20 protein-coding genes are annotated in these 24,678 nt (G+C 65.3%); 5 read left to right on the top strand and 15 right to left on the bottom strand.

What is annotated here, in order from left to right; translation table 11 throughout:
• Positions 1 to 5: 5 nt before the first annotated feature.
• The 8 genes from QY325_09320 to QY325_09285 form a co-directional block, all read right to left on the bottom strand.
• The gene (locus QY325_09320) at positions 6 to 674 is read right to left on the bottom strand and encodes a DUF433 domain-containing protein (GenBank protein ID WKZ64961.1); all 669 of its coding nucleotides are present in this window, start codon (positions 672 to 674) and stop codon (positions 6 to 8) included.
• A 118-nt stretch (positions 675 to 792) separates the two neighbouring features.
• Complete coding sequence (locus tag QY325_09315) at positions 793 to 1,140, bottom strand: type II toxin-antitoxin system PemK/MazF family toxin (GenBank protein ID WKZ64960.1); 348 nt, start codon at positions 1,138 to 1,140, stop codon at positions 793 to 795.
• Complete coding sequence (locus QY325_09310) at positions 1,140 to 1,907, bottom strand: hypothetical protein (GenBank protein ID WKZ64959.1); 768 nt, start codon at positions 1,905 to 1,907, stop codon at positions 1,140 to 1,142. Before QY325_09310 ends, QY325_09315 begins: the two co-directional genes overlap by 1 nt.
• A 47-nt stretch (positions 1,908 to 1,954) precedes the next feature.
• On the bottom strand, positions 1,955 to 3,283 hold the full coding sequence (locus QY325_09305) for a restriction endonuclease subunit S (protein WKZ64958.1): 1,329 nt from the start codon (positions 3,281 to 3,283) through the stop codon (positions 1,955 to 1,957).
• On the bottom strand, positions 3,280 to 4,491 hold the full coding sequence (locus QY325_09300; protein WKZ64957.1) for a PD-(D/E)XK nuclease family protein: 1,212 nt from the start codon (positions 4,489 to 4,491) through the stop codon (positions 3,280 to 3,282). The genes QY325_09305 and QY325_09300 overlap by 4 nt, the downstream gene beginning before the upstream one ends.
• Before the next feature lie 101 nt (positions 4,492 to 4,592).
• Positions 4,593 to 5,594, bottom strand: coding sequence for an AAA family ATPase (locus tag QY325_09295; GenBank protein ID WKZ64956.1), 1,002 nt, complete (start codon positions 5,592 to 5,594; stop codon positions 4,593 to 4,595).
• Positions 5,591 to 6,784 (bottom strand): putative DNA binding domain-containing protein, encoded by a 1,194-nt coding sequence (locus QY325_09290; protein ID WKZ64955.1) that lies wholly within the window; start codon positions 6,782 to 6,784, stop codon positions 5,591 to 5,593. Before QY325_09290 ends, QY325_09295 begins: the two co-directional genes overlap by 4 nt.
• A gap of 14 nt (positions 6,785 to 6,798) precedes the next feature.
• Complete coding sequence (locus QY325_09285) at positions 6,799 to 8,877, bottom strand: class I SAM-dependent DNA methyltransferase (protein ID WKZ64954.1); 2,079 nt, start codon at positions 8,875 to 8,877, stop codon at positions 6,799 to 6,801.
• Between the two features lie 576 nt (positions 8,878 to 9,453).
• Here QY325_09285 and QY325_09280 point away from each other — a divergent pair.
• Positions 9,454 to 10,230 carry a DUF3883 domain-containing protein gene (locus QY325_09280; protein ID WKZ64953.1) on the top strand — a complete coding sequence of 259 codons (777 nt, stop codon included), beginning with the start codon at positions 9,454 to 9,456 and terminating at the stop codon, positions 10,228 to 10,230.
• A gap of 11 nt (positions 10,231 to 10,241) precedes the next feature.
• Here the strand turns inward: QY325_09280 and QY325_09275 are convergent, their stop codons facing one another.
• Positions 10,242 to 11,183, bottom strand: a complete 942-nt coding sequence (locus QY325_09275) for an HNH endonuclease (GenBank protein WKZ64952.1) — start codon at positions 11,181 to 11,183, stop codon at positions 10,242 to 10,244.
• 237 nt (positions 11,184 to 11,420) lie between these two features.
• Here QY325_09275 and QY325_09270 point away from each other — a divergent pair, with 237 nt between their 5' ends.
• From QY325_09270 to QY325_09260, 3 genes are all read left to right on the top strand, one after another.
• Positions 11,421 to 11,699, top strand: coding sequence for a helix-turn-helix transcriptional regulator (locus QY325_09270; protein ID WKZ64951.1), 279 nt, complete (start codon positions 11,421 to 11,423; stop codon positions 11,697 to 11,699).
• Between the two features lie 760 nt (positions 11,700 to 12,459).
• The gene (locus tag QY325_09265) at positions 12,460 to 13,080 is read left to right on the top strand and encodes a fibronectin type III domain-containing protein (GenBank protein ID WKZ64950.1); all 621 of its coding nucleotides are present in this window, start codon (positions 12,460 to 12,462) and stop codon (positions 13,078 to 13,080) included.
• Between the two features lie 358 nt (positions 13,081 to 13,438).
• On the top strand, positions 13,439 to 13,663 hold the full coding sequence (locus tag QY325_09260) for a hypothetical protein (protein ID WKZ64949.1): 225 nt from the start codon (positions 13,439 to 13,441) through the stop codon (positions 13,661 to 13,663).
• Between the two features lie 18 nt (positions 13,664 to 13,681).
• Here QY325_09260 and QY325_09255 read toward each other — a convergent pair whose 3' ends face one another.
• The 6 genes from QY325_09255 to QY325_09230 all read right to left on the bottom strand — a co-directional run bounded on the left by QY325_09255 (position 13,682) and on the right by QY325_09230 (position 22,059).
• Positions 13,682 to 14,602 carry a hypothetical protein gene (locus tag QY325_09255; GenBank protein ID WKZ64948.1) on the bottom strand — a complete coding sequence of 307 codons (921 nt, stop codon included), beginning with the start codon at positions 14,600 to 14,602 and terminating at the stop codon, positions 13,682 to 13,684.
• 28 nt (positions 14,603 to 14,630) lie between these two features.
• On the bottom strand, positions 14,631 to 15,923 hold the full coding sequence (locus QY325_09250; GenBank protein WKZ64947.1) for a TolC family protein: 1,293 nt from the start codon (positions 15,921 to 15,923) through the stop codon (positions 14,631 to 14,633).
• Positions 15,920 to 19,015, bottom strand: a complete 3,096-nt coding sequence (locus tag QY325_09245; GenBank protein WKZ64946.1) for an efflux RND transporter permease subunit — start codon at positions 19,013 to 19,015, stop codon at positions 15,920 to 15,922. The genes QY325_09250 and QY325_09245 overlap by 4 nt, the downstream gene beginning before the upstream one ends.
• Positions 19,016 to 19,277: 262 nt before the next feature.
• Positions 19,278 to 20,339, bottom strand: a complete 1,062-nt coding sequence (locus QY325_09240) for an efflux RND transporter periplasmic adaptor subunit (GenBank protein ID WKZ64945.1) — start codon at positions 20,337 to 20,339, stop codon at positions 19,278 to 19,280.
• Positions 20,336 to 20,797 carry a MarR family transcriptional regulator gene (locus QY325_09235; GenBank protein ID WKZ64944.1) on the bottom strand — a complete coding sequence of 154 codons (462 nt, stop codon included), beginning with the start codon at positions 20,795 to 20,797 and terminating at the stop codon, positions 20,336 to 20,338. Before QY325_09235 ends, QY325_09240 begins: the two co-directional genes overlap by 4 nt.
• A gap of 230 nt (positions 20,798 to 21,027) precedes the next feature.
• On the bottom strand, positions 21,028 to 22,059 hold the full coding sequence (locus QY325_09230; GenBank protein WKZ64943.1) for a T9SS type A sorting domain-containing protein: 1,032 nt from the start codon (positions 22,057 to 22,059) through the stop codon (positions 21,028 to 21,030).
• A gap of 210 nt (positions 22,060 to 22,269) precedes the next feature.
• Between QY325_09230 and QY325_09225 the strand changes: the two genes are divergently transcribed.
• Positions 22,270 to 24,672 carry an ABC transporter permease gene (locus tag QY325_09225; protein WKZ64942.1) on the top strand — a complete coding sequence of 801 codons (2,403 nt, stop codon included), beginning with the start codon at positions 22,270 to 22,272 and terminating at the stop codon, positions 24,670 to 24,672.
• The last annotated feature ends 6 nt before the right edge of the window (positions 24,673 to 24,678 follow it).

The following is a 24,678-nucleotide window of genomic DNA, read 5'->3' as shown; positions in this document are numbered from 1 at the left end:
GCGGTTCACGCTGCTCGTTCGTAGAGCAGGATCGCGTCCCGCACGTCCTTCACATCCAGGTCGTACAACGCCGCGAGCGACTCGACCCGTTCGCCGCTCTTGCTCATCTGAAAGAGCACTTGCGCGTTGATGTTGGTGCCGGGCACGGTAGGCGCACCGAACTGATGCTTCGGGTCCACCACCACGCTCCGTTGCTTGCCCAAGGGCCAGAACCGTTCCGCCATGAAGTCCAGGTTGAAGTCGATCTTCCTGGCGTAGTCCTGCACCATGTTCACGAAGTTGGTCTGGCGGCTGCCATCCGCGTTCACCACACTGTCCATGTAGTTGTACCAGATCTTCTTGCCATGGCTCAGCACGTGTGCCGTGGCGAATGGGTGTTCGGTGCCCAGGTCCTTGCGCATGGCATTGCGTGCCTTCACGATCTGCTGTGCGGTAACACCGAGCTGCCTCAGCTCAAAATAGACGTAGAACTCAATGAGCACATGGAAGTTCACGTACTTGTGGGCGCCGATGCTCGTGGAAAAGGTGTCGCCGAACAGCTCCTGGCCCAGTCGGTGGTCCCAGACCTGGTTCAATAACCGCCTCACCTTACCCTGCGGCAGTTGCAGGATAACGGCAATGTCCGGAACCGAGAAGGCGCCGAGACCAAGACCGGGTTTAACCAAGGTGCTCACCGAGCGCCAAGTTAGGATCACGCGACCGCTGGCGATGCGACCCCGTGTTAAATCGTTGACCCCCAGAGCGTGGTAGACCGGGCCAACGCCAGCCACATGCACGGCATGATCGCCCACCTCACAACTGCATCATCCCCTTCAGCACCCCACGCACCCGCTCCAGGTCAAGCGCACCCAGTTGGCCGCGCACCTTTTTCATGCGCTCGGGCGAAACGGACCGTACCTGGTGGCATAGCGCGTAAGAATCCTTTGCGAGCCCATTGGCCGCACTGGCTGCAAGCGCCAGCGAGGTGAAGGCGACGTGCGTTGGCCGGTTGCCGCTGATCGGGATCACTACCAACAGGCCCAGTTTCGTCAGGTGCACCACCACTACGCAGGGCCTGCGCTTCTGCTGCTCGTGTCCTTTGGTGGCCGGGGGCTCGCCCAGATCCACATCCACAATGGTGCCCGGTGCCAGGTCCGCCATCAGGCCCACTGCTTGAACCAGTCCGCAATGCCCAGCTCCGCCAACTGCTGTTGCTGGCGGATGTAGCCCTTGGGCGCTGGCTGCTGCACCAAGCTGGCCGCAGGCACCTCGTTCACCGGCACCAGGCGCATCAGGCGGGCGCAGGCCGCGTAGGTCTGCGCGGCGGGTACCAGAAAGGCGTTCAGGTCCTCCACGCGGGCGGCGCTCACGCGCACATCCTCCTCCAGCACGGCCTCCCCCATCAGCAGACCGGCTTCCATATCCATGCTGGCATACAACCAAGTGAGGATCATGTGCGCGGCCTCACCGTGCGGCACGGCCAGATTGATCACCGCCTCGAACTGCTCGAACGTGATGCCGTCCATGGCCGCCACCTGGCCCTTGTCCATGTTCTCCAGATCCACGCCCTTCGCCTTCAGACCGCGAAACACATCCGCACCGGCTTGCAAGGCGAACCGCATGTTCAGCACCAACAGCTCCAGGCCGGGTGCGTGCTCATGCGCCTTCAATTCCCGCTCCTTGCGTTGCTGCCACTCCTCCAGGTCGAAGCCATCCTGGGCCAGCCATTCCAAGGCCTTGATCCGCAACGCGAACTGCTCGTTCCTTAAGGCGGCCACCGCCTTGGGCAACTGCTTGCGGCTTTGCAGCACGGCGAGCAAGTGCTCCATGTAGGCCTTGCTGGCCCGCTGCAACGGGTTACCCCGCTCCACGGCCCACTCCCGGTAGGGCAGAATGGGGCTTTCGATGCTGGGGCCGCCGGTGAACATGACCCAAAGTTAGGGCACTCGAATGGTCTGATCTTCTGATCGCCCGATCATCTGATCGGTATCTGAACCTTCCCCGTCACCGCCGCGCTGATCAGCGCCGTACGGTACTCCTGCAACCGCTCCACCGCAGCCTCCACCTTCGTCACCAGCGCGTCGATGCGGGTGGTCATCTGGTCTAAGTGTTCAGCTATTGCCACTTGCTCTTCATGAGGTGGCTGTGGGAAGCGATAACGACGGAACTTCTCTCCGGTAAGGTGTGGTATCGTGTTCGGGTTCCCTTCAGCAAGGAAAACTCCACGACCATGGACAGCCACCATCGTATAGAAAAGATATCGCGGATGCTCAGATGCACTACGAGGCCGAACACGATGCACAGCCTTCTGGAATGCACATAGGGCCAATTCACCTCTCCATGTTGCCGTACGGCCGATGTCACCGCCCTCGCATACAAGCAGATCGCCTGGCCTGAGTGTGAACCGCTCATACTCACTCGGCGCTATGTCCATCTCATGCAGATCCTCGGTGTTCACCCGATCCCATTGCACGTCGATGTTCCGCAAGTAGGGTACAAGGTCTGTTTTGGTCAGACGCTTTTCGTCTAGCATCTTCCCGAGAAGGATCTCGTATCGGCTGTTCAACGCTGGAAGGGACCAATGTTCCGGCACCTCCCCCAGCCACGGCACCCCGCTCTCCTTCATCTTCACCTTGGGGTCCAGCCCCCGCGTTACCGCGCGGGTGATCAAAGCCTGGCGCTTCTCCTTCAGCAGCTGCACCAGCCGCCGCTTGCGCGCCACCAGGGCATCGATCCGCGCCGTGCGCTCGTCCAAAAAGGCCGCGATGGCGCGTTGCTCGGGGAGGGGGGGGAGGGCGATCCTCTCGTCGAAGTACGATGAAGTGTCCAGGTTCTGGAGGCCGGTCGTCTGCTTGATCGAGCGCCAAGGCACCTTCCCACTGTACAGGTGCCAGAAGGTGTACCGCATGTAGTTGCTGTCCGCCTGTGCCTCATCAACTTCGATCAGCCCAAGGAAGTTGGAGAAAACCGCGGGCTCATGCAGCAATGAACGAACGACCCGCCCTACGGGCACATTCTCTCCGCCACCGGACTTCTCGATCAAGAGGTGTTCTGGCCGGACCGCCTTCCGTCGAAATACCTCCGGAGGCACATTGCGGCGAACAAGCTTCTCTGCGGTGACCAACATTCGATCAGTATCGAAGTCAGCCGCTCTGTAGCAGAACACATCATTCTCGTCACCTGCCTCATCCTCACCCCAAGCGCCATTCTCCGATCTGACCACAACGGATTTGATACGCTTCACCTCCCAATGGGCGGGCACCTCGCCGAGCCAGGGGATGCCGGAGGGTTTGGTGGCGCTCATTCCTGCTTGGCTGCTTGGGCTGTTACCAAGGCTGTAATGGCCTCGTGGATCAACCGCCCCTGGTCGCGGAAGAGCGTGGTGTCCAGTACAGCCTCTATCCCCTGGCGAATGGTCAAGGCCTTGTCCAACGGTGCCTTCACCACGGCGATGTGGCAGAAGGCCTGTCCCTCGGCGCCACCCACCCCCTCGGTCATCTGTGGCGTTGCGAACCAGCCCGCCAGGCGCAAAGCATTTTTCACGGCCCCACCGTGCACGGTGTTCTTCGGCTCGTTCAGCTCGAAGTTGAGGACGAAGGTGCCTTTGTCCACGATCTGGTGCACGGGCACCCAGATGCGGAACGCCCAGGCCACGGCATCCTGTGCATGGTACTTCTTCGGCACCGCATAGTACATCCGTGTGATGGTGTTCGCGGTGGATTGCTCCTGCTTGAAGCCGCGTTGGAGCATGGCGGCATCGAGCGCGGCGATGAAGTGCCGTTGCAGCTGGTCGCGCAGCCGGGTCAGTTCCTCCACCCGGTCCGCATAGCTGTTCAACACGGTCATGCGGTGCCGGTGCGCCAAGTCCTCGTTCTGCTTCATGGTGGTGTCCAGGTTGGAAAGGAAGTCGCGCAGAAAGAGCAGGTGCCGGTCATCGGCCCCTGGCAGGGCGGTTGCCAGGTTCCGCTTCACGTGGTGCAGCAGTTCAGCATGCGTCAAGGGGTGCCAGCCCGGCTCATTCACCACATGCGCCACGGGTGCGAGCACCACGCACACTTTCGGATCGGCCGTAACGGCTTCGGCATAGATGTCCAGACGATTGTATACCGCCGCGTTGATCTTGTGCTCGATGAGGATGGCCCAAGCATAGCCATCGCCCCCTTCACGCGCGGGTCCGGTGATCACCAGATCGATGTACTTCTTGTTGCGCCCTTTGGTGGCCCACTCCTGCACCACCTCAAAGTCCATCGCATCCGCCCGAACGCTGCGCCACACCTCGTCCGCCAGCAAGCCCTTCTCCTCCAGCGCGTCCAGCAGGCTGCGCAGGAACAGGTCGCCGAATCCATGCTCTTCATGCTGGTCCAGGTAGAAGGCGAGCAGTGCGCTCATGGTGAGCTCACTGGCGCCATTCCCCATGATGTCGAACAAGGTCTTCCGGCGGGCAGGCAGTGCCGGCAATGCTTGAGCGAACTCGTCAAGCCAGGTGAGGCTCGCCCCCACGTCCATGCTCATGTCGTGATCCCTTTAAGCATCTCCACGATCTCCTTCTCCAGCCCCTCGATCTCGGCCTCGATGGCTTCCAGCGGGCGGGGTGCAGATGCGTTGAGCATGGTTCACAAGGCGGGGATGGCCGGCTCCGGAAGCCCGGTGCGTTTCAGGATCTCCCGGGTAAGCCGATCGAAGTCCCGGTAGCAGGCTTGCACAGCGGCCACATGGCCCCCGATGGCCCCATCCGCAGGCTTCAGGTGGAACATGGGCTTGCGCGCTTCCTGTGCCATGGGCATCAAGCTGCGGTAATGCTTGATCATGTCGATCCGGTTCGGGTCGTTTCCCGGAACGGGTTCCGGAGTACCCAGCACATACCGTGCATAGATCCCCGGCGCCTTGTCCACCCACTTCTGGTAGGCTTGCACGGGCCTGTCCAAGCGTACGGCGTGCTGCATCAACACATAGCCTGCGGGCTGCATGTTCCCTTGTGGCAAGGGGATGCTCGCCTCCGGATTGCGTGGCAAGCGCTCCTGCCATTGCTCGCGCCACGCACGAAGGGTGCGTCCCAGGTTCTCGAGCCCTTTCATGCTGAACAGGTCGGCCGCCAGCGGCACCACTACATGGTCGGTGGCCACCATGGCGGCCCGGTTCAAGGCACCCAGGTAAGGGCCGACATCAGCCACGATGACCTCTGCGCGGACATCCTTGGCGCCGGCTTGGATCACGCGCGAGATCGCGCTGACCACCCGAAAGGCACGCACCTTCCTGTCCATGCAATCGGGCCATTGGCTGCTGAGCTCATCCTCCAAAGCACTCAACCGCATATCGCCATTGAGCAGCCAGAGGTTCTCGGCGATCTCTGTCAATTCGGGTGTCTGCACATCGGCCGTACCGCTGGAGAGTGGTTCAATGCACCCGTAAATGGTACTGTTGGATGGTGGGTCGGCCCACATCTCCTCCAACACCTCATCCGTCATGAACGCAGCCGTGAGGTTGGCCTGCGGATCCAGGTCCACGGCCAGTGTGCGCACGCCCAGGTTGTTGAGCATCCAGGCCACATGGTACACCAGCGAGGTTTTGCCCACACCGCCCTTGTTGTTGAAGAAGGTGATGACGGGTACGCTCATGCTGGTTGAAGAATGGTGAGGATGTTGTCCGGCGTAGCGGTCACTTCCATGGGGGCATTCCCGTTCTGGGCCAACGCATCACGGGCAGTTTCCAGGCCGAGCCCGTAGGCCCGTGCAAAGCCCAAAGTGACCATGGCATCCGCCAGGCTCGGGTTGCGGTAGTCGGTTACGCCGGGTTGGCCATAGTTCGCCACGTTCACCCGACCGAACGGGCCACCCGGGCTGTGGATCTCCACCCGGTCAGCGAACCAGAGGATCCGGATCGGTGCGTGTGTGCCCCGGTAGTTGCGGTGCATGACCGCATTACGCGTAAGCTGCTGCAAGGCGACCAGCGGATAGTCCGGCTTGCTCACTTCGCGCGCACCGGAACGGATGTCCACGCTCGTACGGATATTCAATTTGAGCACTTCATCCAGGCGTTGCAACAGATCTTGCAACCGGCCGGTGATCTTCAGCGAGGCCACGACCGGGTCGGAAAGCCTGGACCCATCGATGCGCAACAGCTCGATGCGGGCCCCGGGCACAGCAAAGGTGGGGTCCAGCCCGAGCACCAAGGCGCCCAGCACAGTAGGCTGTGGATCCGAAGGGCCAACAACGAACCGGAGCGATGCCAGCTTCTGCTCGATCGTTCGCTTGTTCGCTTCTATCACGTCAGGCGCGAAAGCCATGGGCAGATAGACCTGTTCAAAGTACTGCAGGTCCAGATCCGCCAGTGTGACCCCCGATGCGGGCTGCACATCGAACGGCAGGTTCTTGGCCCGTCTGCGTTCGCTCAAGCGATCATCTTGTTCCGGACTGGCGGTATGGCGCACCGTACCCACCCGTATGCACGTTCTCCCGGCATACTTCACCGGTGCCAGATCAGATGGGCGCACTTGGATCACCGCCAATTCAGCTCCGTTCAGCACATGCTTGTTCACCGCCATGTCGGGCATGGGTTGCACATGCGGCTGCATACGGATCAGCGCAAGTTCCCTGATCAGCCGGTCAGTGATGTTGATGCCGGTTACCGTTCCGTCATCATTCAGCCCGATGAAGATCACTCCGGTCCTTCCGCTGTCGTTCACGTCGTTGCTGAACGCACAGATATCGTGGTAGATGTCGGCCTTGTCGGAGGTGGAGGGTTTGAACTCCACGAATTCCGATTCGCCACCCTTCCAGAGCTCGACCAGTTGCTCGTCGGTCAACATGCCTCAAAGTTCGTTCACGCGGTGATCCCTTTCAGCATCTCCACGATCTCCTTCTCCAGCCCCTCGATCTCGGCCTCGATGGCCTCCAGCGGGCGGGGCGGCGTGTACACATAGAACTCACGCGTCAGCGGGATCTCGTAGCCCACCTTGGTCTTGTCGGCATCCACCCAGGCCGTGGGCACATGGGGCAGCACCTCGCGCTGGAAGTAGGCCTCAATGGGCTCGCTCAGCGGCACGCTCTCGGTATCGCGCAGCTCGCTGTCGGGCTCAGGGCGTCCCTTCGCATCGGTGCACACGGCGGCCCGGGGGTCGCGCTCGCCCAGGGCGGTGAGGATGGCCTTCGTTTCCGCAGCATCCAAGGTGAGGCCCGCTGCTTTGGCCGCCTTCTTCAGATCGGCAAGGAAGGCCTTGCGGTCCTTGTAGTGCGCATCGCCCATGCCCTCCAGCATCGCCTTGATAGCCTGCTGGCGCTGGCGCCCGGCCTCGATCTCCTGCAGGCGGGCGGCATCGTTCTTCACCTTCTTGCTCGTGGCCAGGTTCGCGAAGGCCTTCACCTCGTCCAGCCGTGCGATGCGCTCGGGGCTGGCCTGGAAGTTCAGTTGCAGCGGCCGCTCCACGGCGATCTTGCGGTAGCCGAAGTGTGCGTTGGGGAACACCTTGCTCACCACCCGCTCCAGCGCTTGGCCATCCACCGTGAAGGAGTGCGTGGCCCCATCGCGGAACTCCCCGTAGAGCTTGGTGATGGTGGCGATCTGGTCCGGCGTGTTCTCGGTGCCGTCGCCGATGCGGTTGCGCTTGTTGCCAAGGCTTTTGCGCATTTTTACAAAGAAGGGCCGCGCGTCCAGCAGCTGCACCCGGCCCTTGCGCTCCTTCGCCTTGCGGTTGGTGAGCACCCAGATGTAGGTGCTGATGCCGGTGTTGTAGAAGAGCTGGTCCGGCAGCGCCACGATGCCTTCCAGCCAGTCGTTCTCAATGATCCAGCGGCGGATCTCGCTTTCGCCGCTGCCCGCATCGCCCGTGAAGAGCGGGCTGCCGTTGAACACGATGGCGATGCGGCTGCCGCCCTTGTCCACAGGCCGCATCTTGCTCAGCATGTGCTGCAGGAAGAGGAAGGCCCCATCGTTGATGCGGGGCAGCCCGGCGCCGAAGCGGCCCTTGTAGCCCAGCTTCAGGTGCTCATCCTCCACGGTCCTCTGCTGCTGCTTCCACTCCACGCCGAAGGGCGGGTTGGCCAGCATGTAATCGAACTGCGCGCCGGCGTGCTGGTCGTCCTTCAGCGTATCGCCCAGCTTGATGTTGTCGGCGTTCTCGCCCTTGATCAGCATGTCGCTCTTGCACACGGCCCACGACTCGTCGTTGAAGTCCTGCCCGAAGAGCTGCGGGTTGGCCTTGCTGTTCAGGTTGCGCAGGTATTGTTCGGCGGTGCTGAGCATGCCGCCGGTGCCGCAGGTGGGGTCGTAGATGGTCTTCACCACGTGGCTTCGGGCCAGGTCGGTCTCGTCGCTCAGCAGCAGGTTCACCATCAGCTGGATCACCTCGCGCGGGGTGAAGTGGTCCCCGGCCTCCTCGTTGCTCTGTTCCGCACCGATGCGGATCAGCTCCTCGAAGACATAGCCCATCTGCACGTTGTCCACCTTCTCGGGCCGCAGGTCCAGCGCCTCGCTCTGGAAGGCCTTCACCACGCGGTAGAGCAGGTCCTTCTCGGCCATGTAGGCCACCTGCTCGCCGATCTTGAACTTCTCGAAGATGGCCCGCACGTTGGGGCTGAAGCCGTTGATGTAGCCGGTGAGGCTGCTGGCCACGTTGCTTGGGTCGTCCAGCAGCTTGCCGAAATCGAGCGGGCTGGTGTTGTAGAACTTCACGCCGCTCACAGTGGTGAGCAGGCTGAACTGCACGGTCTCGCTCTTGCCCTGGTGCTTCGCGTGCTCGGCCAGCACCCTGGCCTTGGTGGGCGCCAAGATGCTGTCGAAGCGCTTGAGCACGGTGAGGGGCAGGATCACCTTGCGGTACTCGTTGCGCTTGTACGGGCCGCGCAGCAGGTTGCAGATGCTCCAGATGAAGTTGGCGAGCTGCTTGTGGGTGTCGGTGGACATGGTAGGAGGGGCAAAATAGGCAGGGGATGCCGGCTCAACAGGTCCTCAACCGGAGGTGACTACCCGAAGCCGAGCTGGAATGGTTCTGCCGTGCAAAGCTGAGCAGCCCATTGGCTGCACTAGCTGATGGTGAATCGTGGCGCGGCCATTACGCTCAATGGCTTTTGGCACTTCAACCTCCGCAGGGTCTCCTGAGGAACGAAGAGCCCCTGCGGCCTTATACAGCGCCGCAGGGTCCCGAAGAAGGAGACCCTGCGGGGGGTAACCGAGTTCCGCTCGCAATGAACGGCCAAGCGATTCGCATCCTCCGCACTCCGGCATTTCCACATCAGATAGGCGAAGCGCTGTATCTGCATCGTGAGCATATCGTTGGCCGCAGCCTGCCAAGCTCAGGAGCGCGCTTGCACTCCACCGATAGGCCGGCCCGTGTCGAACCCACTGAGGCGGGTAGCACAATGCGTGTTGTCGTTGATTGGTCTAGGATGACGATCTTGGGGCGGAAAGGCCAGGGGATGGCAAATGAAAGGATGGGAACAGCCAGAGGTTGAGGCTACGTTGAGCGCCTACTTCATGCTCATGGAGCGTGAACTAGCGGGACAACGGCTCAACAAGGCCGAGGTCTATCGTTCATTAGCGCGGCAATGGGGGCGTGTGCCGGGTGGCTACGAAAAGAAGATGCAGAACATCAGTGCCGTGCTGGTGCTGCATGACCATCCCTACCTGAGAGGACTCCCTCCCCTGGTGAACATCCAGCGATCGCTTGAACCGGTCACCCTTCAGTATGTGCGGGACCACCCGGAGGCGCTGGTCATCTTGCAGCGGTATCGCAAGAAGCTCGTCGTTCCGTACACGACGGACCTCTTCGATGCTGCGACGGTATGCGATCCACCTGTGGGTTTCACAAAAGGACCCAAGCGAGGTGGCACGATCATCTCACAGGAGGAGATCGCCGAGAAGGAAGCGAACTGCAAGGAGATCGGATTGGCCGGTGAACAATGGGTGCTGCATTTTGAGCGGACACGCCTGAAAGCGGAGGGGCGGCACGAACTAGCTGATGCGGTTGAACACGTTTCCATCACCCGTGGTGACGGGCTGGGGTATGACATCCTCTCCTACGATACCAACGAGCGTGAACTGCACATTGAGGTGAAGTCGACTCCCTTCAAGATCGGAACGCCGTTCATGATTACGCGGAATGAACTGGAACACGCGCGTGAACACCCCGATGCGGCGCGCCTCTATCGCGTCTTTGAGCTGTACCAGCAACCTCGGTTGTACATGCTCGCTGGCAGCCTTGAGGACAAGTTGAAGCTGGACGCAATCAGCTACCGTGCTACTGTCTTAAGGTCCTGACACCTTAAGCCTCAGAACCCCCATCGCTCCCTATGCCTTGTCAAGTTCTCAGGAGCGGGGCGGTGCACCGCCTCCTTGGGTAGGTCGAGCAGCTTTCCCTCGAACGGCCGGATGGCATGGGTGCTCTCGGCTTCCTGAAGGTCCTTGTTCACCAAGACGCGGTAGTCGGAACCGATACTGATAAGCCCGCGGTCGAACGCACGGTGCATATTGGGACAGAGTGCAATGCCGTTGCTGATCGTGTCATCGAACGAATCGGCCCATGGCACGATGTGACAGGCGTCAATCAAGCTTGGGCCACGGGTGGTACTCACACGAAGACCCGTGATGGCGCATTGATAGCCGTAGAGCTCGGGTATCTTCCGCTTGAAGGCTGCGCTGCGCAGCAGCTGGTCTTCTTCCTCTTCGGATTGGAGCCGCTGCAGTTGGCGGGCCACGTAGACCTCGGGCGGATCGGAGACGATCTGCTTCTCGATGTCACGCAGTTGGTCGGGCAGTTCCAGCGGTAACGGTTGGCCGGGGAAGTACTTGGCCATGATGAGGAGCCGGTCGGCGGCGCGATGCGTGGCAACGCGCCATCGGTTGAACACATCGGGCCTTAAGGTGGCGTAGGCTTCAAAGCTGAGCAGGGCGCCTAGGCTCTTGATGTCCTTCCCACGGGTGAGCCCGTGCTCGAAGCCGGACAGGGTGTGAAGCGTCCACAGACCGGATCGCTCATTGCGCAAGTAGAAGAATGGCAGGTAGAAGCGGCATTGGGACCTGGGGTCGTGCACAAGTGCGGACCAGTAGCCATTGAACAGGTTGATCAGCTCCGGTTCCGGACGTATCCTGTTCTCGATGATCAGCCCCTCATCGAATGCCCGTAATACGGCCAAGAGCAGGATGGGCTTGTGCGGTGCCTGCCCATTGGCTCGGTTCAAGCGCAGGTAGTCGGGCAGAGGGCTTGCTGGCACCTGGGCAAGTTATCGCTTCCGCCTACTGCAGCTGGGATGGTCCTCTATAGGTAAAGGTGGCGCAGCCAAGCAGCCTATTGGCCTGAGCCCCAGTCAACCCGCCGCCCTTTCCCACCGCTGCCTTTCCACACGGCGCCGTTGGTGAAGCCGGGGCCAGCGGCGCTTGCAGGGGCCGCATCCGGTGCAAAGCTTTAGGGGAGGGCCGCCGGTAATCGGCCTTGTTGACCCATGAGTTCCATGATGACCCTCGGAGACCGGATCCGGTACTACCGCGAGCGGAAGGGGTGGAGCCAGTCGCAGCTGGGGCGTGCGACGGGCATGGGGCAGACGCGCTTGAGCAAGATCGAGAACGGGCGGAGCAAGCCCTACTTCTGGGAGGTGGAGCGCATAGCGCTGTACCTGGAAGTGCCGCTGGGCTGGTTCGATACGCTGCGGGTGGTGCAGGCGGAGGAGCCGGTGAGGCAGCCCATGCACAGCTGGGGCAAGGGCCGTGCGGCCATGGGCCCGCAGGCCTGAGGCCGGTGCGCTGCGCGGCGGCGCATCCGCCGGTGGTGCTGCGGTGTGCGCTTGGGCAGGGCGGAGCGCTCAGCCTGCCTGCTGTGGTGCCGGGGTACTCACCCCGTAGTGATCGGCTACTCATCCCGTGGTGATTAGGTACTCACCCCGTAGTGATCGGGTACTCATCCCGTAGTGATCGGGTACTCACCCCGTAGTGGTCGGGTACTCACCCCGTAGTGATGGGCTACTCATCCCGTAGTGATCGGGTACTCACCCCGTAGTGGTCGGGTACTCACCCCGTAGTGATCGGGTACTCACCCCGTAGTGATGGGCTACTCATCCCGTAGTGATCGGGTACTCATCCCGTAGTGATGGGCTACTCACCCCTTAGTGATCGGGTACTCACCCCGTAGTGATGGGGTACTCATCCCGTAGTTCTCGGGTACTCATCCCGTAGTGATCGGGGACTTGCCCCGTGGTGATCGGGGACTCGCCCCGTAGTGATGGGCCGGCCTGGGCCGCCTGCACCGGGCCGTGCGCTGCTTGCGCGGCCGGGCCGGGGCGCAGGTGCCGGGCAAGGGTTACGAAGCGCGCCGAATATGCCATATGGCATGGGCCGCCTGCGGCGGCGCGTGCCGTGCGGGGTGCAGGCGAACGCGGTTATGCCATATGGCATATCGGCCCGCGCCGGAGGGGGGTGCTGCAGGGGGCTGCGTAACAGGCCCCGGATCACTAACAGAAACGGCCTCGCCCCACCGGATCCACGGGGCGGAAGACGATGAAAGCGAACATCAAGCTGTCGCTGTCCTTGTTGAACGCCGTACGCCTGCTCGCGCTGCTCCGCAACGTGGTGGCCAAGCTGACCGGCAACGCCTTCTTCCCCACCCCCCCGGTGACGTTGGCGGAGATGACGAGCAAGGGGGATGCGCTGGAGGCGGCCATCGAGGAGGCCACCGACGGCAGCAAGGCGAGCAAGGTGCAACGGGATGTGCTGATCGGGGATGCGCAGGAGATGCTGCGGACCGTTGCGGATTATGTGCGGATGGAGGCGAAGGGCGATGCGGCCAAGCTGGCGACGAGCGGTTTTGAGCTGCGCCGGCAGCCCGAGCCGATCGGTGTGCCGGGCATGGTGCAGCGTCTGCGCGCGCTGACCACCAAGAGCAAGGGCACGCTGGACATCCGCTGGCGGCATGAGCGCGGCGCCTACGGCTACAAGGTGTGGTGGACGGAGAGCGACCCCACGGTGGAGGCCAACTGGCAGTTCCTCGCGTACACCACCCGCGCCAGCTACCAGGCCAAGGGGCTGGAGAGCTACAAGGCCTACTGGTTCACGGTGAGCGCCCTGGGCAGCGCGGGCGAGGGCCTGCAGGCCGACCCGGCGATGGGCCGCGCCGCCTGAACGCAGCAGCTGACCTGTTGATGCGGAAGCCCCGGCACCTCGGCCGGGGCTTTCCCGTTTGCAGCGGCGCCCCTCCGCCTGGGCGCCGCGCTTATTTGGGCGCGGGTGTTGGCCGGGAGGCGCGCAGGCCGTATCTTGCTGACGTGCCCGGCCTCGCCCGCCGGGGATCCGGCGGCGGCAGGGGCCGCGCCGGTCGTTCCCGGGCGGCACGGCGCCATGCTGGCGCGGTGCAACGGTTCCCTCGGGAGGGACCCCAGAAGATGCCCCCCTTGGGCAAGCCGATGCTGCAACTGTCACCCATGGCCCTAACCCCGCTCCGGCGCCTGCCGCGCCGCTGGGCCACCGATACCCCCAACGCATGAGCACGACGCGCAAAGCCCCCGCCAAGGGCAGCCACGGCCGCAAGGAGCCGGTGGTGCTGCGGCCCGCCACGGCCGATGCCGATTGCATCCGCGTGCGGCTGAACCACCGCACGGTGGTGCTGCTGAAGAGCATGAAGAGCTTCGAGTCGTGGAAGACCCGCTACCCGGAAGCCCAGGTGATCGAGGTGGTGCCGGGCCCCAAGGACCGCAAGGGCAAGTAAGCGCCGCCTGCGGGCGGCTCAGGGGCAGGCCGGTGCGTACTCCGGCCCGTCGCTGGCCAGGGTGGTGCGGTACCAGCGCTCGCCGTTGAGGTAGGTCTTGCCCTCCTGCCAGCCCAGCCGGTATTCGGCCACGCGCCCGTCGTTGAAGCGCAGGCGCAGCAGCGCATTGCCGTCGCTGCCGCGCACGGCGCTCCAGCGGCCCTCGCCGGCGCTGCTGCCGCTGCTCACGGCCGATACGTCGGCGCCGCTGAAGCTGTGGGATGCGGAGCCGTCGGTCTTGAAATGCCCCTCGGGGCAGAGGTCGATGCGGCGGTGGATGCTGTAGCCGCCGCCGATGCCGCCCTCGGTGGCCGCGGGGCTGTTGTAGCTGTCCATGTAGGTGAGGCGCGCGCCGGCCAGGCGCTGCTTCCACTGGGCGTCAGGCGGGCCGTCGGCGCCGGCGGTGCGCGGCGCGGCGGTGTAGCGCACGCTGCGGTGCACGGCCAGGAGGGCCTGCTCCAGCTGCGGGCTGAAGCCATCGGCGGCGGCCAGGGCCATGAGGTTGGCGGTGTTGCCGCCGTGCGGGTTGAGCTTGGCGATGGCCACCACCTTCACGGGCGCGCCCTCCACGGTGCCGCGCTGCTCCACGCGCACGCTGCCGTCGGCCAGGGTCTGGGGCGGGGCCACGGCGCGCAGGCTGCTGGTGCCGTCGTCGGTGCTTTCGGCGAAGGTGCGCTGCAGGGCGGCCAGGTCGCCGTGGTGCTTGGGCGCCACCAGCACCATGCCGGGCACGGTCTGGTGGCCGATCACGTAGCCTTCGGCGCTGGCGGCGCCCACCCAGCCCTCGGGGATGGTGAAGGCGAAGCCGAAGCCGGCATCGGGCTGCGCGCCGGTGAGCGGCTGGGCAGCTGCGGCGGCGGCGGCGCAGCACAGGGCGAGCAGGGCGGGGAGGCGCAGCATGGGGCGGAAGTTAGGCGGGGCGCGCGCCTCACACCAGCCGGCCCGCCAGCCACTTCAGCTGCAGCTCGGCGAGCTTGGCCTGGTAGCGGGCCACCAGCAGGCGCTGCTCGGCGCCCACGAGGCCCAGCTGCACCTCGCGCAGCTCCACGGCGGTGATGGCGCCCAGGCGGTAGCTCTCCAGGGCCACCTCGGCCTGGGTGCGGGCGCCATCGAGGTTCTGCTCCTCCAGGGCCACGCGCTGGTTGGCGGTGGCGTAGGCGGCCCAGGCGTTGAGCAGGCTCTCCTCCAGGAAGAGCTCGGTCTGCTGGGCGGCCAGGGCGGCCTGCTCGCGGCTCAGCTTGGCCACCTCCAGCGCGCGGCTGGCCTGCGATCCGCGGTAGAGCGGGATGCTGACGCGCGCGCCGTAGTCGGGGCCGAGGGCCTGGTTGCTCTGCAGGATGCCCACGGCGCTGGTGCTGCGCGTGTAGCCGTAGTTGGCGAAGAGGTCGATGCGCGGGAGCAGCGCGCCGGTGAGCTCCTTCACGCTGAGGTCGGCGGCGATGCGCTGCTGCCGGGCCTGCTGCAGCTCGCTGTTGGCCTGCCGTGCGGCCTGCTGCACCTCGGCCAGCTGCAGGGGCTCGGCGGCGGGCACCTCGGCGGCCACCTGCACGGGGGTGGCGGGGTCGCGGCCCAGCAGGGCGTTGAGGCGGGCGGCGCCCACGGCCTCCTGCACCTGCAGGTCGAGCACGGCGGCGCTGTCGGCGCTGAGGTCGAGCCGCGCCTGCACCACTTGCAGGCCGCTGCCGCTGCCGATGCGCTCGGCGGATTGCGCGATGGCGAGGCGCTCGCGGCTGATGTGCACGCCCTGCTGCTGCACGGCGATGGCGCGGCGCAGCTGCACCAGCTGGTAGTAGGCGGCCAGCGCCTCGTAGACGGTGGCCTCGATGCGCTGCCGCAGCTGCGTCTGCCCGATCAGCTCCAGGGCCTCCAGCCTGTCCTTGGCGGCCCACATGGACAGCCCGTCGAAGACGGTCCAGTTGAGCTGCACGGCGGCATCGAGCACGCGCTGGTCGGCGTTGTCGCGCTCGCGCACCTCGCCGCTGAAGAAGGTCTGCTTGGTGGCGCTGTTGTCGATGCTGTACTGGCCCACGGCGTCGAGGGTGGGCAGCATGCCGGCGTTGCCGGCGGTGTTCATGATCTCGGCGCTGCGGGCATCGAGGCGCGCCATGCGGATGCCGTGGTTCTGCTCCACGGCGATGCGCACGGCCTCCTCGGCGGTGAGCACCTGCGCCGCGGCGGCGGCGGCGAGGAGGAGGACGGCGATGGTGGCGGGGACCCTCATGCGTGCGGTGCGTGTTCGTGGTCCGCTGCGGGGGCCTGCGGCGGTTCGGCGCTGCGCTCGCGGCTCATGTAGCTGTAGAGCGCCGGCACCACGTAGAGGGTGAGCACCAGCGCGAACAGCAGCCCGCCGATGATGGCCACGCCCATGGGCAAGCGGCTCCTGGCGGCGGCGCCCAGGCCCAGGGCGATGGGCAGCGCGCCGAGGATGGTGGCCAGGCTGGTCATGAGGATGGGGCGGAAGCGCTGGCCTGCGGCGTCCACCACGGCGTCCATCTTTTGCAGGCCCTGTTCCTTGCGCTGGTTGGCGAACTCCACGATGAGGATGCCGTTCTTGGTGACCAGGCCCACGAGCACGATGATGCCGATCTGCGAGAAGATGTTGAGCGTGTGGCCGCCGATCCAGAGGCTCACCACGGCGCCGGCCAGGGCCAGGGGCACGGTGAGCATCACCACCAGCGGATCCACGAAGCTCTCGAACTGCGCGGCGAGGATGAGGAAGATGAGCACCAGGGCCAGGAGGAAGGCGAAGAGGAGGCTGCTGCCGCTCTCGGCGAACTCCTTGCTCACGCCGCCCAGGGCGGTGCTGAAGCTGTCGTCGAGCACCTCCTTCTTGATGCGGTCCATGGCGGCGATGCCGTCGCCGATGGTGTAGCCCTCGGCGGGGTCGGCGCTCACGGTGGCGCTCACATAGCGGTTGTAGCGGAAGAGCTGCGGCGGGGTGCTGCGGTCGCTGAGGCGCACCAGGTTGTCCAGCTGGATGAGCTCGCCCTTGTCGTTGCGCACATAGGCGCTGCTGAGGTCGATGGGTGCGTCGCGGTTGTCGCGCGTGGCCTGGCCGATCACCTGGTACTGCTTGCCGTTCATGATGAAGTAGCCGTAGCGCTGGCCGCTGAAGTAGAGCTGCAGGGTCTCGGCGATGTCCTGCATGGTGACGCCCATGGCGCGCGCGCGGTCGCGGTCGATCTCCACGTTCAGCTCGGGCTTGTTGAACTTGAGGTTGAGGTCCACCACGCGGAAGGTCTTGTCCTGCGCGGCCTTCTCCATGAAGGCGGGGATCACGGCGCGGAGCCGCTCGAAGTCGGGCGCCTGGATCACGTACTCCACCGGCAGGCGGGTGAAGCGCGAGCCGCCGATGGTGGGCTCCTGGATCACGAAGCTGCGGGCCAGGTTGAAGCCCTGGATCTTCGCCATCACGGCCTTGGCCAGCTCGTCCTGCGTGCGGCTGCGCTCGCCGGGCGGCACCAAAGCCACGCGCACGAAGCCGTTGTTGGTGCTGCTGGCGGTGCCGAAGCCGGGGGCGGTGACGCTGATGAGGGCCTGGCGCTCGGGCAGGGTGTCCGCCACCTCGATGATCCGCGCGAGGTAGTCGTTCATGAGCTCGAAGCTGGTGCCCTCGGGGGCGGTGCTCTGGATCATGAAGCGGCTCTTGTCCTCCATGGGGGCCAGCTCGCTTTGCAGCTGGGCGCCAGCGCCCCAGATGAGCGCGCCGCTGGCGAGCATGATGGCGAAGGCCCAGCGGCGGCGGCGCAGGAAGGCGGCGAGCGAGCGCTGGTAGGCGGCGGCCAGCCGGTTGAAGAAGCGCTCGGTGACCTCGAAGAAGCGGCTGTGCTTCGTCTTGTGGCGCAGCATGCGCGCGCTCATCATGGGGGTGAGGGTGAGGGAGACCACCGCGCTGATGAGCACCGAGCCGGCCACCACGATGCCGAACTCGCGGAAGAGGCGGCCGGTGAGCCCGCTGAGGAAGATGATGGGCAGGAAGACCGCCGCCAGCGTGATGGTGGTGCTGATGATGGCGAAGGTGATCTCCTTGCTGCCCTCGTGGCCGGCGCGCATCGGGTCCATGCCGCCCTCGATCTTGGCGTAGATGTTCTCCAGCACCACGATGGCATCGTCCACCACGATGCCGGTGGCCAGCACGATGGCGAGCAGCGTGAGGATGTTGATGCTGAAGCCCGCCACGTACATGATGAAGAAGGCGCCGATGAGGGAGATGGGGATGGCCACCACGGGGATGAGCGTGGTGCGCCAGTCGCGCAGGAAGAGGAAGATGACGAGCACCACCAGGCCGAAGGCGATGAGGATGGTCTCCTCCACCTCCAGGATGGCGGCGCGGATGCCCACGGTAGTGTCGAGGGCGATGTTGTAGCGCAGGTCGGCGGGGAGGTCCTTCTTGATCTGCGCCACGCGCTTGTGGAATTCGTCGGCGATGGCCACGTAGTTGCTGCCGGGCTGGGGGGTGACGGCCACGGCCACCTGGGGCACGCCGCCGTTGCCGCGCAGCAGGCTGCGCTCGTTCTCGGGCCGCAGCTCGGCCAGGCCCACGTCCTTGAGCTTGATGACGCGCCCGCCGGCATCGCGCAGGATCAGGTCGTTGAACTGCTCGGCGGTGGTGAGGCGGCCCAGGGTGCGGATGCTGAGCTCGGTGCGGAAGCCCTCGATGCGGCCGGCGGGCAGCTCCACGTTCTCGCGGTCGAGCGCGGCGCGCACATCGGCCGGGGTGATGCCCAGGCCGGCCATCTTCACGGGGTCGAGCAGCAGCTTCATGCTGTACTTCTTCTCGCCCCAGATGTTGATGGCGCTCACGCCGGGGATGGTCTGCAGCCGCTCCTTGAAGACGTCGTTGGCGATCAGCGAGAGCTCCAGCATGCTGCGCTCATCGCTCTGGATGGTCATCGACAGGATGGGGTTGCTGTCCGCATCGCTCTTGGCCACGATGGGCGGCTCCACATCGGCGGGCAGGTTGCGCACGCTGCGGCTCACCCGGTCGCGCACGTCGTTGGCGGCGGCCTCCAGGTCCACGTCCAGCTCGAACTCCACGGTGATGGTGCTGCGCCCGTCGCTGCTCACGCTGGTGAGGGTGCGGATGCCCGCGATGCCGTTGATGCTCTCCTCCAGCACCTCGGTGATCTGGCTCTCCACCACGTCGGCGTTGGCGCCCACGTAGTTGGTGGTGACGGTGATGATGGGCGGGTCCACGCTGGGGTACTCGCGCACACCGAGGAAGGTGAAGCCGATGCCGCCGAACAGCACGATCAGGATCGAGATCACCGTGGCGAGCACGGGCCGGTTGATGCTGATGGAGCTGATGGTCATGCGTGCAAAGTCCCGGGGTGAATGGCGACTGGGAGTTGGTGACTGGTGGCTCCTTGGACTACGCGCCGTTCGCCGACCCCTGTTGGATGCTCATCGTTCGCCATTCGATCTCCCTTGTTCACCATTGACTGTTCGCCACTCACCTTTTCGCTATTCACCATCCACCCATTCGCCATTCACCATTCACCATTCACCATTCACCATTCACCATCCACCATTCACCCATTCGCCATTCACCATTCACCATTCACCTGTTCACCATTCACTTCTCCGCATTCGCCTTCTTCTCCGCCTGTCCGCCCAAGGGCCGCACCGCCGCCCCGTCGCGCAGGGCCAGCAGGCCGGTGACGATCACCGAGTCGCCCGGCTGCACGCCGCTGGTGAGCTGCACGCGCTCGGCGGTGCGCAGGCCCAGCTGCACGCGGGCGCTCACGGCGGTGCCGCCCTTCATCAGCAGCACCTTCTGGCCCTGGATGTCGGGGATCAGCGCCTCGGCGGGGATCACCAGCGCGTCGGGGATGCGCTGCAGCCGCACCTGCACCTTGGCGAAGGCGCCGGGAATCAGGCGGCCGTGGGCGTTGCCCGTGCGGGCACGCACCTTCACCGTGCGGGTGGCGGCGTCCACGCTGGGGTCTACCGCGTACACGGCGCCGGTGTAGGTGGCCGTATCGCCCTCCAGGGTGAAGGTGATGGCGGAGCCCGCCGCCAGGCTGCGGCCGTAGCGCTCGGGCACGGCGAACTCCACCTTCATGGGATCGGTCTGGTGCAGCCGCGCGATGGGCGTTCCGGCCGCCACGAAGCCGCCCTCGCTCACGCTGCGCAGCCCCACCCGGCCGCCGAAGGGCGCGCGGATCACGCTCTTGGCGATGCGCGCGCGCAGGTCGTCGGCATCGGCCTGCAGGCCGGCCACCGCGGTGCGGGCGGCATCGAACTGTTCCAGGCTGATGCCGCTCACGGCGAGCAGCTGCTGCTTGCGGGCCTCGTCCTCCTGCGCCAGGCGCAGCTGGGCCTCGGCCTTGCGCAACTGGGCCTGCAGCTCATCGTCGTTGATGCGCAGCAGCACCTGCCCGGCGCTCACCGGGCCGCCCTCCTCGAAGCCGATGTGGGTGATGCGGCCGGCCAGCTCGCTCACCAGCTGCACCTCCTCGTTGGCCAGCAGGGTGCCGGTGGCCACCAGGGCATCGTCCAGGGGCTCGCCCTGAAGCACGTGCACGCCCACGGCCATGGGGGGCATGGCACCGCCGCCCTTGGTCTGCTCATCGCTGCCTCCGCAGGCCGCCAGCAGCAGGGGGGCGGCGGCGAGAATCCAGGCCTTGCGCATCATGGGTGTACGCGTTTGGTCGTCACGGTCGCGGGGCCATCCGCCGGACGCAGGTTGTTCACGATCGTCATCAGGTGCTCCATGAAGGCGGCGCGCTCGCTCTTGCGCACGCCGCGCAGGGCCTCCTCGTTCAGTTCGGCGTAGGCCTTGCGGATGGCCCGCACGGCGGGCCGCGCCTTGGGCGTGAGCTTCACCAGGTGCTTGCGGCGGTCGCCTGCGCAGGCGCAGCGCTCCACGTAGCCCTTGCCGCCCAAGTGGTCCAGCGCGCGGGTCATGGCCACCTTGTCCAGGTCCAGCTTGTCGGCCAGCTCCTGCTGGCTCAGCGCGCCGTGCCCCTCCTCGATGGTGAGCAGCACGTAGAACCAGTGCGTGATGTCCAGGCCCTCCAGCTTCTGCTGGAGCCGTGCGAAGTATTGGTGCGCCGCGATGGAGCACCAGTAGCCGATGGACGAGGTGGGCATGGCCGTTGCGTTCGTAATGGTTACAAATGAAACCAAAGGCTTGTTCGGCCGGGCGGTTCATTTGTTAAGGTTCCGCAAACGGCCGGTCGGCGCGGCCGCGCCATCGATGCCACGCCTGCCCAGGGCCCGGAGGCCAAGGTGCCGCGCATGCGCGCGGGGCGGAGCGCCAGCGTGTGGCGCTGCCGGTGGGCCTCGCGCGGGTGCGGGGCGCTGCGGGAAGCAGGGGGCGCCTAATCCCCTTTGATGATCCGCCGGGCGGTGCTCCCCGCTTCGTCGCTGACGCGCACCACGTAGATACCGGCCGGCAGGGCGTGGAGCGCGAGGCTGCGCTGCGTGTCACCCGCGCGGAACGAATCGGCGAGCATCACCCGGCCATCGGGGGCGAGCACATCGATCCAAGCGGTGCCGCCGCTGGCGCGCTGCAGCGTGAGGACACCCGCTGTGGGGTTCGGGAAGGCCGACCATGCGTGGGCCTCCGTGTCGTGGATCGCGGTGAAGGCATCGCCGTCCAGGAGGCTCCCGCCCACGAAGTAGGACCCATTGGCGTAGGTGGTGAGCCTGACCTCGAGGATGGGGAATGCGATGCCCGGCGCGAACCACTGCTGGCGGTGGAACCGGGTGGTGTCCTCACCGGGCCCCGTGGTCTCGCTGCTGGTGTGCCATTGGGTCACGTGCTTCACATCGGTGAAGGTGCCGTAGGGGAGGATGAGCGTCCCGGTCGCGTCGTGCGTCACGTAGCCCGACCCGCAGAAGTGGTATTGGACGCCCAGCCCGTCTGACCAGAAGCAGTAGTCGTCCCACAGGGTATCGCCGAGCTGCATCGGCAGCCCATAGGCGAGCTCCGGGTCGTCGAATGCGTAGGTCAGCACGGGCCCCGCGCTGCCCACCTCGCTCACGCGGTCCACCTGCACCTCGTAGAAGCGGTCGATGATGTAGTCGTCATTGTCGCCTTGGATGGAGCGGATGACGCGATTGGCCGTCGGATGGTCCGGGAGGGCGGGCGCCTCATCGGGCTCGATCACCAGGAAGGTCACGTCGTCGGTGCTGTCGACATCGGTCCACGCATAATCCCACAGCACGCCCGGGCCTTGCAGGGTGTCCCACGGGAAGAGGTCTGCGATCTGGTAATGATGGAAACTGCTCCCCACGGGGGCGAGCAGCTCGGCGGTGGAGAGCCCTTGCGCGCGCGGCAGGCCGCGGAAGACGATGGCGCACACGAGCGCGAGGGCGATGCGGGGCATGAAGCGTAGGGTGCGTTGCATGAGCAGGTTGTTTCAACCAAGGTGAGCGTGGGTGTGCCGCTGCACCACGGCCGCGCGAGGAGCGGCATGCGCCAGCAGAGCAGCGTATGCGCTGGGGACGGTAGGTTGAATGGTTGGGCCAACCATCCGTCACCTACGCAACGCCAGCGCACGGAATCCGCCCATCGGCGGGCAGGTCGGAGCACCTTGCGTCCACCCCTCGGCGCACCCATGCTGCAGAACCTCCTCCTCACCGGCTTCCGCAACCTCTGGAAGCAGAAGCGCTACGCGCTCATCAACCTGCTGGGCCTGGCCACGGGCATCGCATGCTTCGTGCTCATCGGGCTCTACGTGCGGTACCAGCGCAGCTTCGACCGTTTCGTGCCCGATCATGACCGCGTGTACCGCGTGGTGGGCAAGATCGAGATGGAGGGGCAGGGGGAGCACAGCAGCAGCATGGTCTTCGGGCTGGGGCCCACGCTCTACGCCGACCATCCGGAGCTGGTGGAACGCTACTGCCGCTGGTTCGATTTCCAGGACCCGCAGCACACGCTGAAGGTGGGCGACAGCCTCAGCACCGACCGCATGTTCACCGAGAGCGGGCTGTACCTGGTGGACAGCACCGTGTTCGAGCTCTTCGGTTATCCGCTCGTGCAGGGCGATCCGAGGACGGCGCTCACCAAGCCCGGCAGCATCGTGCTCAGCCAGGAGCTGGCGAAGAAGTACTTCGGCGATGCCGACCCCATGGGCCGGATGATGAAGTGGGACAACGCCATGGATGTGCAGGTGACGGGCGTGCTGGGCGAGCTTCCGCGCAACTCGCACATCCGCTTCGAGGGGCTGGTGAGCATCTACACCATCCTGCAGTACTGGAAGAAGATCGAGCGCAACAATTGGGTGTGGAACCCGTGCTGGACCTACGTGCGGCTGAAGGAGGGCGTGACCGAAGCGGAGGCGGAGCGCGTCTTTCCGGCCTTCATCCAGAAATACTACCCCGACTTCCTCAAGGATCAGATCGGCCACGAGCTGCAGCCGCTGGCGGACATCCACCTCACCAGCAAGCTCGACTTCGAGATGCGGCAGAACGGCGACAAGGGCAGCGTGAACATCCTCTGGGCCATCGGCTTCTTCATCCTGGTGCTGGCCGCCGTGAACTTCATGAACCTGGCCACGGCGCGCAGCGCGTACCGGGCCCGCGAGGTGGGCGTGCGCAAAGCGGCGGGGGCGGCGCGCGGCCAGCTCATCGCCCAGTTCCTGCTGGAGAGCGTGCTCATGAGCATGCTCGCTGCGCTGATCGCCCTGCTGCTGATCAAGCTGCTGATGCCGGCCTTCAATGAGCTGGCGGGTGAGATGATCCCGCTGCCGACGATGCTGGTGCCCGGCGTGCTCGGCCTCGCGGTGGTGCTCGGCCTGCTCAGCGGCATCTACCCGGCCTTCTTCCTCAGCAGCTTCCAGCCGGCGGTGGTGCTGAAGGGGAACAGCGGCGGCACCTCGCGCGGGCAGGCGCTGCGGAAAGCCCTGGTGGTGGTGCAGTTCGCCATCGCGCTGGTGCTCATCATCGGCACCGTCTTCGTGAAGCGCCAGCACGACCACCTGCGCACCGTGGACCTCGGATTCACCAAGGAGCAGGTGGTGCTCATCCCCGTGCGCGCGCCCATGGCGGATGTCTACCTGGCGGTCTACCCCGAGCTGAAGAAGATCAGCGGGGTGAAGGCCGTGAGCTGGGCCAACGACATCCTCGGCAAGAAGCACAACACCCACGAGTTCAACTGGGGCACCATGGAGCAGGGCAAGTGGACCTACCTGCCCGCGCTCTACGTGAACCCCGAGTTCCAGCGGGCCATGGACATCGAGCTGCTCGCCGGTCGCTGGTTCAGCCGCGACTTCCCCGGCGATGATTCCCTGAGCGTGGTGATCAACGAGACCTTCGCCCGGCAGCTGTACCCCGATGATCCCGCCAAGGCCATCGGCGAGCGCATGGACACGCCGCATGGCGAGGAGCGCGTGATCGGCGTGGCGAAGGACTTCGCCTTCGATCCGCTCTTCAAGGCCGTCGCCCCATTCGTGTTCGACATGACCAATGACATTACGCAGTGGCTCCGGTACATCTACATCCGCACCGAGGGCGGCGACCCCAGGCCCGTGATCGAGGCCGCGCGCAAGGAATGGAACGCGCGCACCACCAACTTCCCCTTCGAGTACCAGTTCCTCGACGATCAGCTCAACATGCAGTACGAGGCGCAGGGCCGCCTGGCGCAGCTCGTCGGCATCTTCTCCCTGCTCGCGGTCTTCATCGCCTGCCTTGGCCTCTTCGCGCTCGCCAGCTGGACGGCCGAGAAGCGCACGCGCGAGATCGGCATCCGCAAGGTGATGGGCGCCGACACGCTGCGCATCACCTGGGAGGTCACCCGCGATTTCCTCCTGCTGGTGCTCGTGGGTGCGCTGGTGGCGGTGCCGCTCGCGTGGTTCGGCGTGGGCCGCTGGCTGGAGAACTTCGCCTTCCGCACGCACATCGAGCCGCTGGTGTTCCTCGGTGCGGGACTGGTGGTGCTGCTCATCGCATCCTTCACGGTGAGCTTCCGGGCGATAAGGGCGGCGCAGACGGATCCGGTGAAGGCCTTGCGGCACGAGTAACCGAAC

Source organism: Flavobacteriales bacterium (assembly GCA_030584065.1).
Classification (GTDB): Bacteria; Bacteroidota; Bacteroidia; order Flavobacteriales_F; family PHOS-HE28; genus PHOS-HE28.
The sequence above is the reverse complement of the archived record's forward strand: the minus strand, read 5'-3'. Positions and strand labels throughout refer to the sequence as shown.

Bases quoted from the DNA above. Each gene is read 5' to 3' on its own strand.
- QY325_09315 (WKZ64960.1), bottom strand. From the start codon at position 1,140: ATGGCGGACCTGGCACCGGGCACCATTGTGGATGTGGATCTGGGCGAG.
- QY325_09310 (WKZ64959.1), bottom strand. From the start codon at position 1,907: ATGTTCACCGGCGGCCCCAGCATCGAAAGCCCCATTCTGCCCTACCGG.
- QY325_09305 (WKZ64958.1), bottom strand. From the start codon at position 3,283: ATGAGCGCCACCAAACCCTCCGGCATCCCCTGGCTCGGCGAGGTGCCC.
- QY325_09300 (WKZ64957.1), bottom strand. From the start codon at position 4,491: ATGAGCATGGACGTGGGGGCGAGCCTCACCTGGCTTGACGAGTTCGCT.
- QY325_09295 (WKZ64956.1), bottom strand. From the start codon at position 5,594: ATGAGCGTACCCGTCATCACCTTCTTCAACAACAAGGGCGGTGTGGGC.
- QY325_09290 (WKZ64955.1), bottom strand. From the start codon at position 6,784: ATGTTGACCGACGAGCAACTGGTCGAGCTCTGGAAGGGTGGCGAATCG.
- QY325_09285 (WKZ64954.1), bottom strand. From the start codon at position 8,877: ATGTCCACCGACACCCACAAGCAGCTCGCCAACTTCATCTGGAGCATC.
- QY325_09280 (WKZ64953.1), top strand. From the start codon at position 9,454: ATGGAGCGTGAACTAGCGGGACAACGGCTCAACAAGGCCGAGGTCTAT.
- QY325_09270 (WKZ64951.1), top strand. From the start codon at position 11,421: ATGATGACCCTCGGAGACCGGATCCGGTACTACCGCGAGCGGAAGGGG.
- QY325_09265 (WKZ64950.1), top strand. From the start codon at position 12,460: ATGAAAGCGAACATCAAGCTGTCGCTGTCCTTGTTGAACGCCGTACGC.
- QY325_09260 (WKZ64949.1), top strand. From the start codon at position 13,439: ATGAGCACGACGCGCAAAGCCCCCGCCAAGGGCAGCCACGGCCGCAAG.
- QY325_09255 (WKZ64948.1), bottom strand. From the start codon at position 14,602: ATGCTGCGCCTCCCCGCCCTGCTCGCCCTGTGCTGCGCCGCCGCCGCC.
- QY325_09250 (WKZ64947.1), bottom strand. From the start codon at position 15,923: ATGAGGGTCCCCGCCACCATCGCCGTCCTCCTCCTCGCCGCCGCCGCC.
- QY325_09245 (WKZ64946.1), bottom strand. From the start codon at position 19,015: ATGACCATCAGCTCCATCAGCATCAACCGGCCCGTGCTCGCCACGGTG.
- QY325_09240 (WKZ64945.1), bottom strand. From the start codon at position 20,339: ATGATGCGCAAGGCCTGGATTCTCGCCGCCGCCCCCCTGCTGCTGGCG.
- QY325_09235 (WKZ64944.1), bottom strand. From the start codon at position 20,797: ATGCCCACCTCGTCCATCGGCTACTGGTGCTCCATCGCGGCGCACCAA.
- QY325_09230 (WKZ64943.1), bottom strand. From the start codon at position 22,059: ATGCAACGCACCCTACGCTTCATGCCCCGCATCGCCCTCGCGCTCGTG.
- QY325_09225 (WKZ64942.1), top strand. From the start codon at position 22,270: ATGCTGCAGAACCTCCTCCTCACCGGCTTCCGCAACCTCTGGAAGCAG.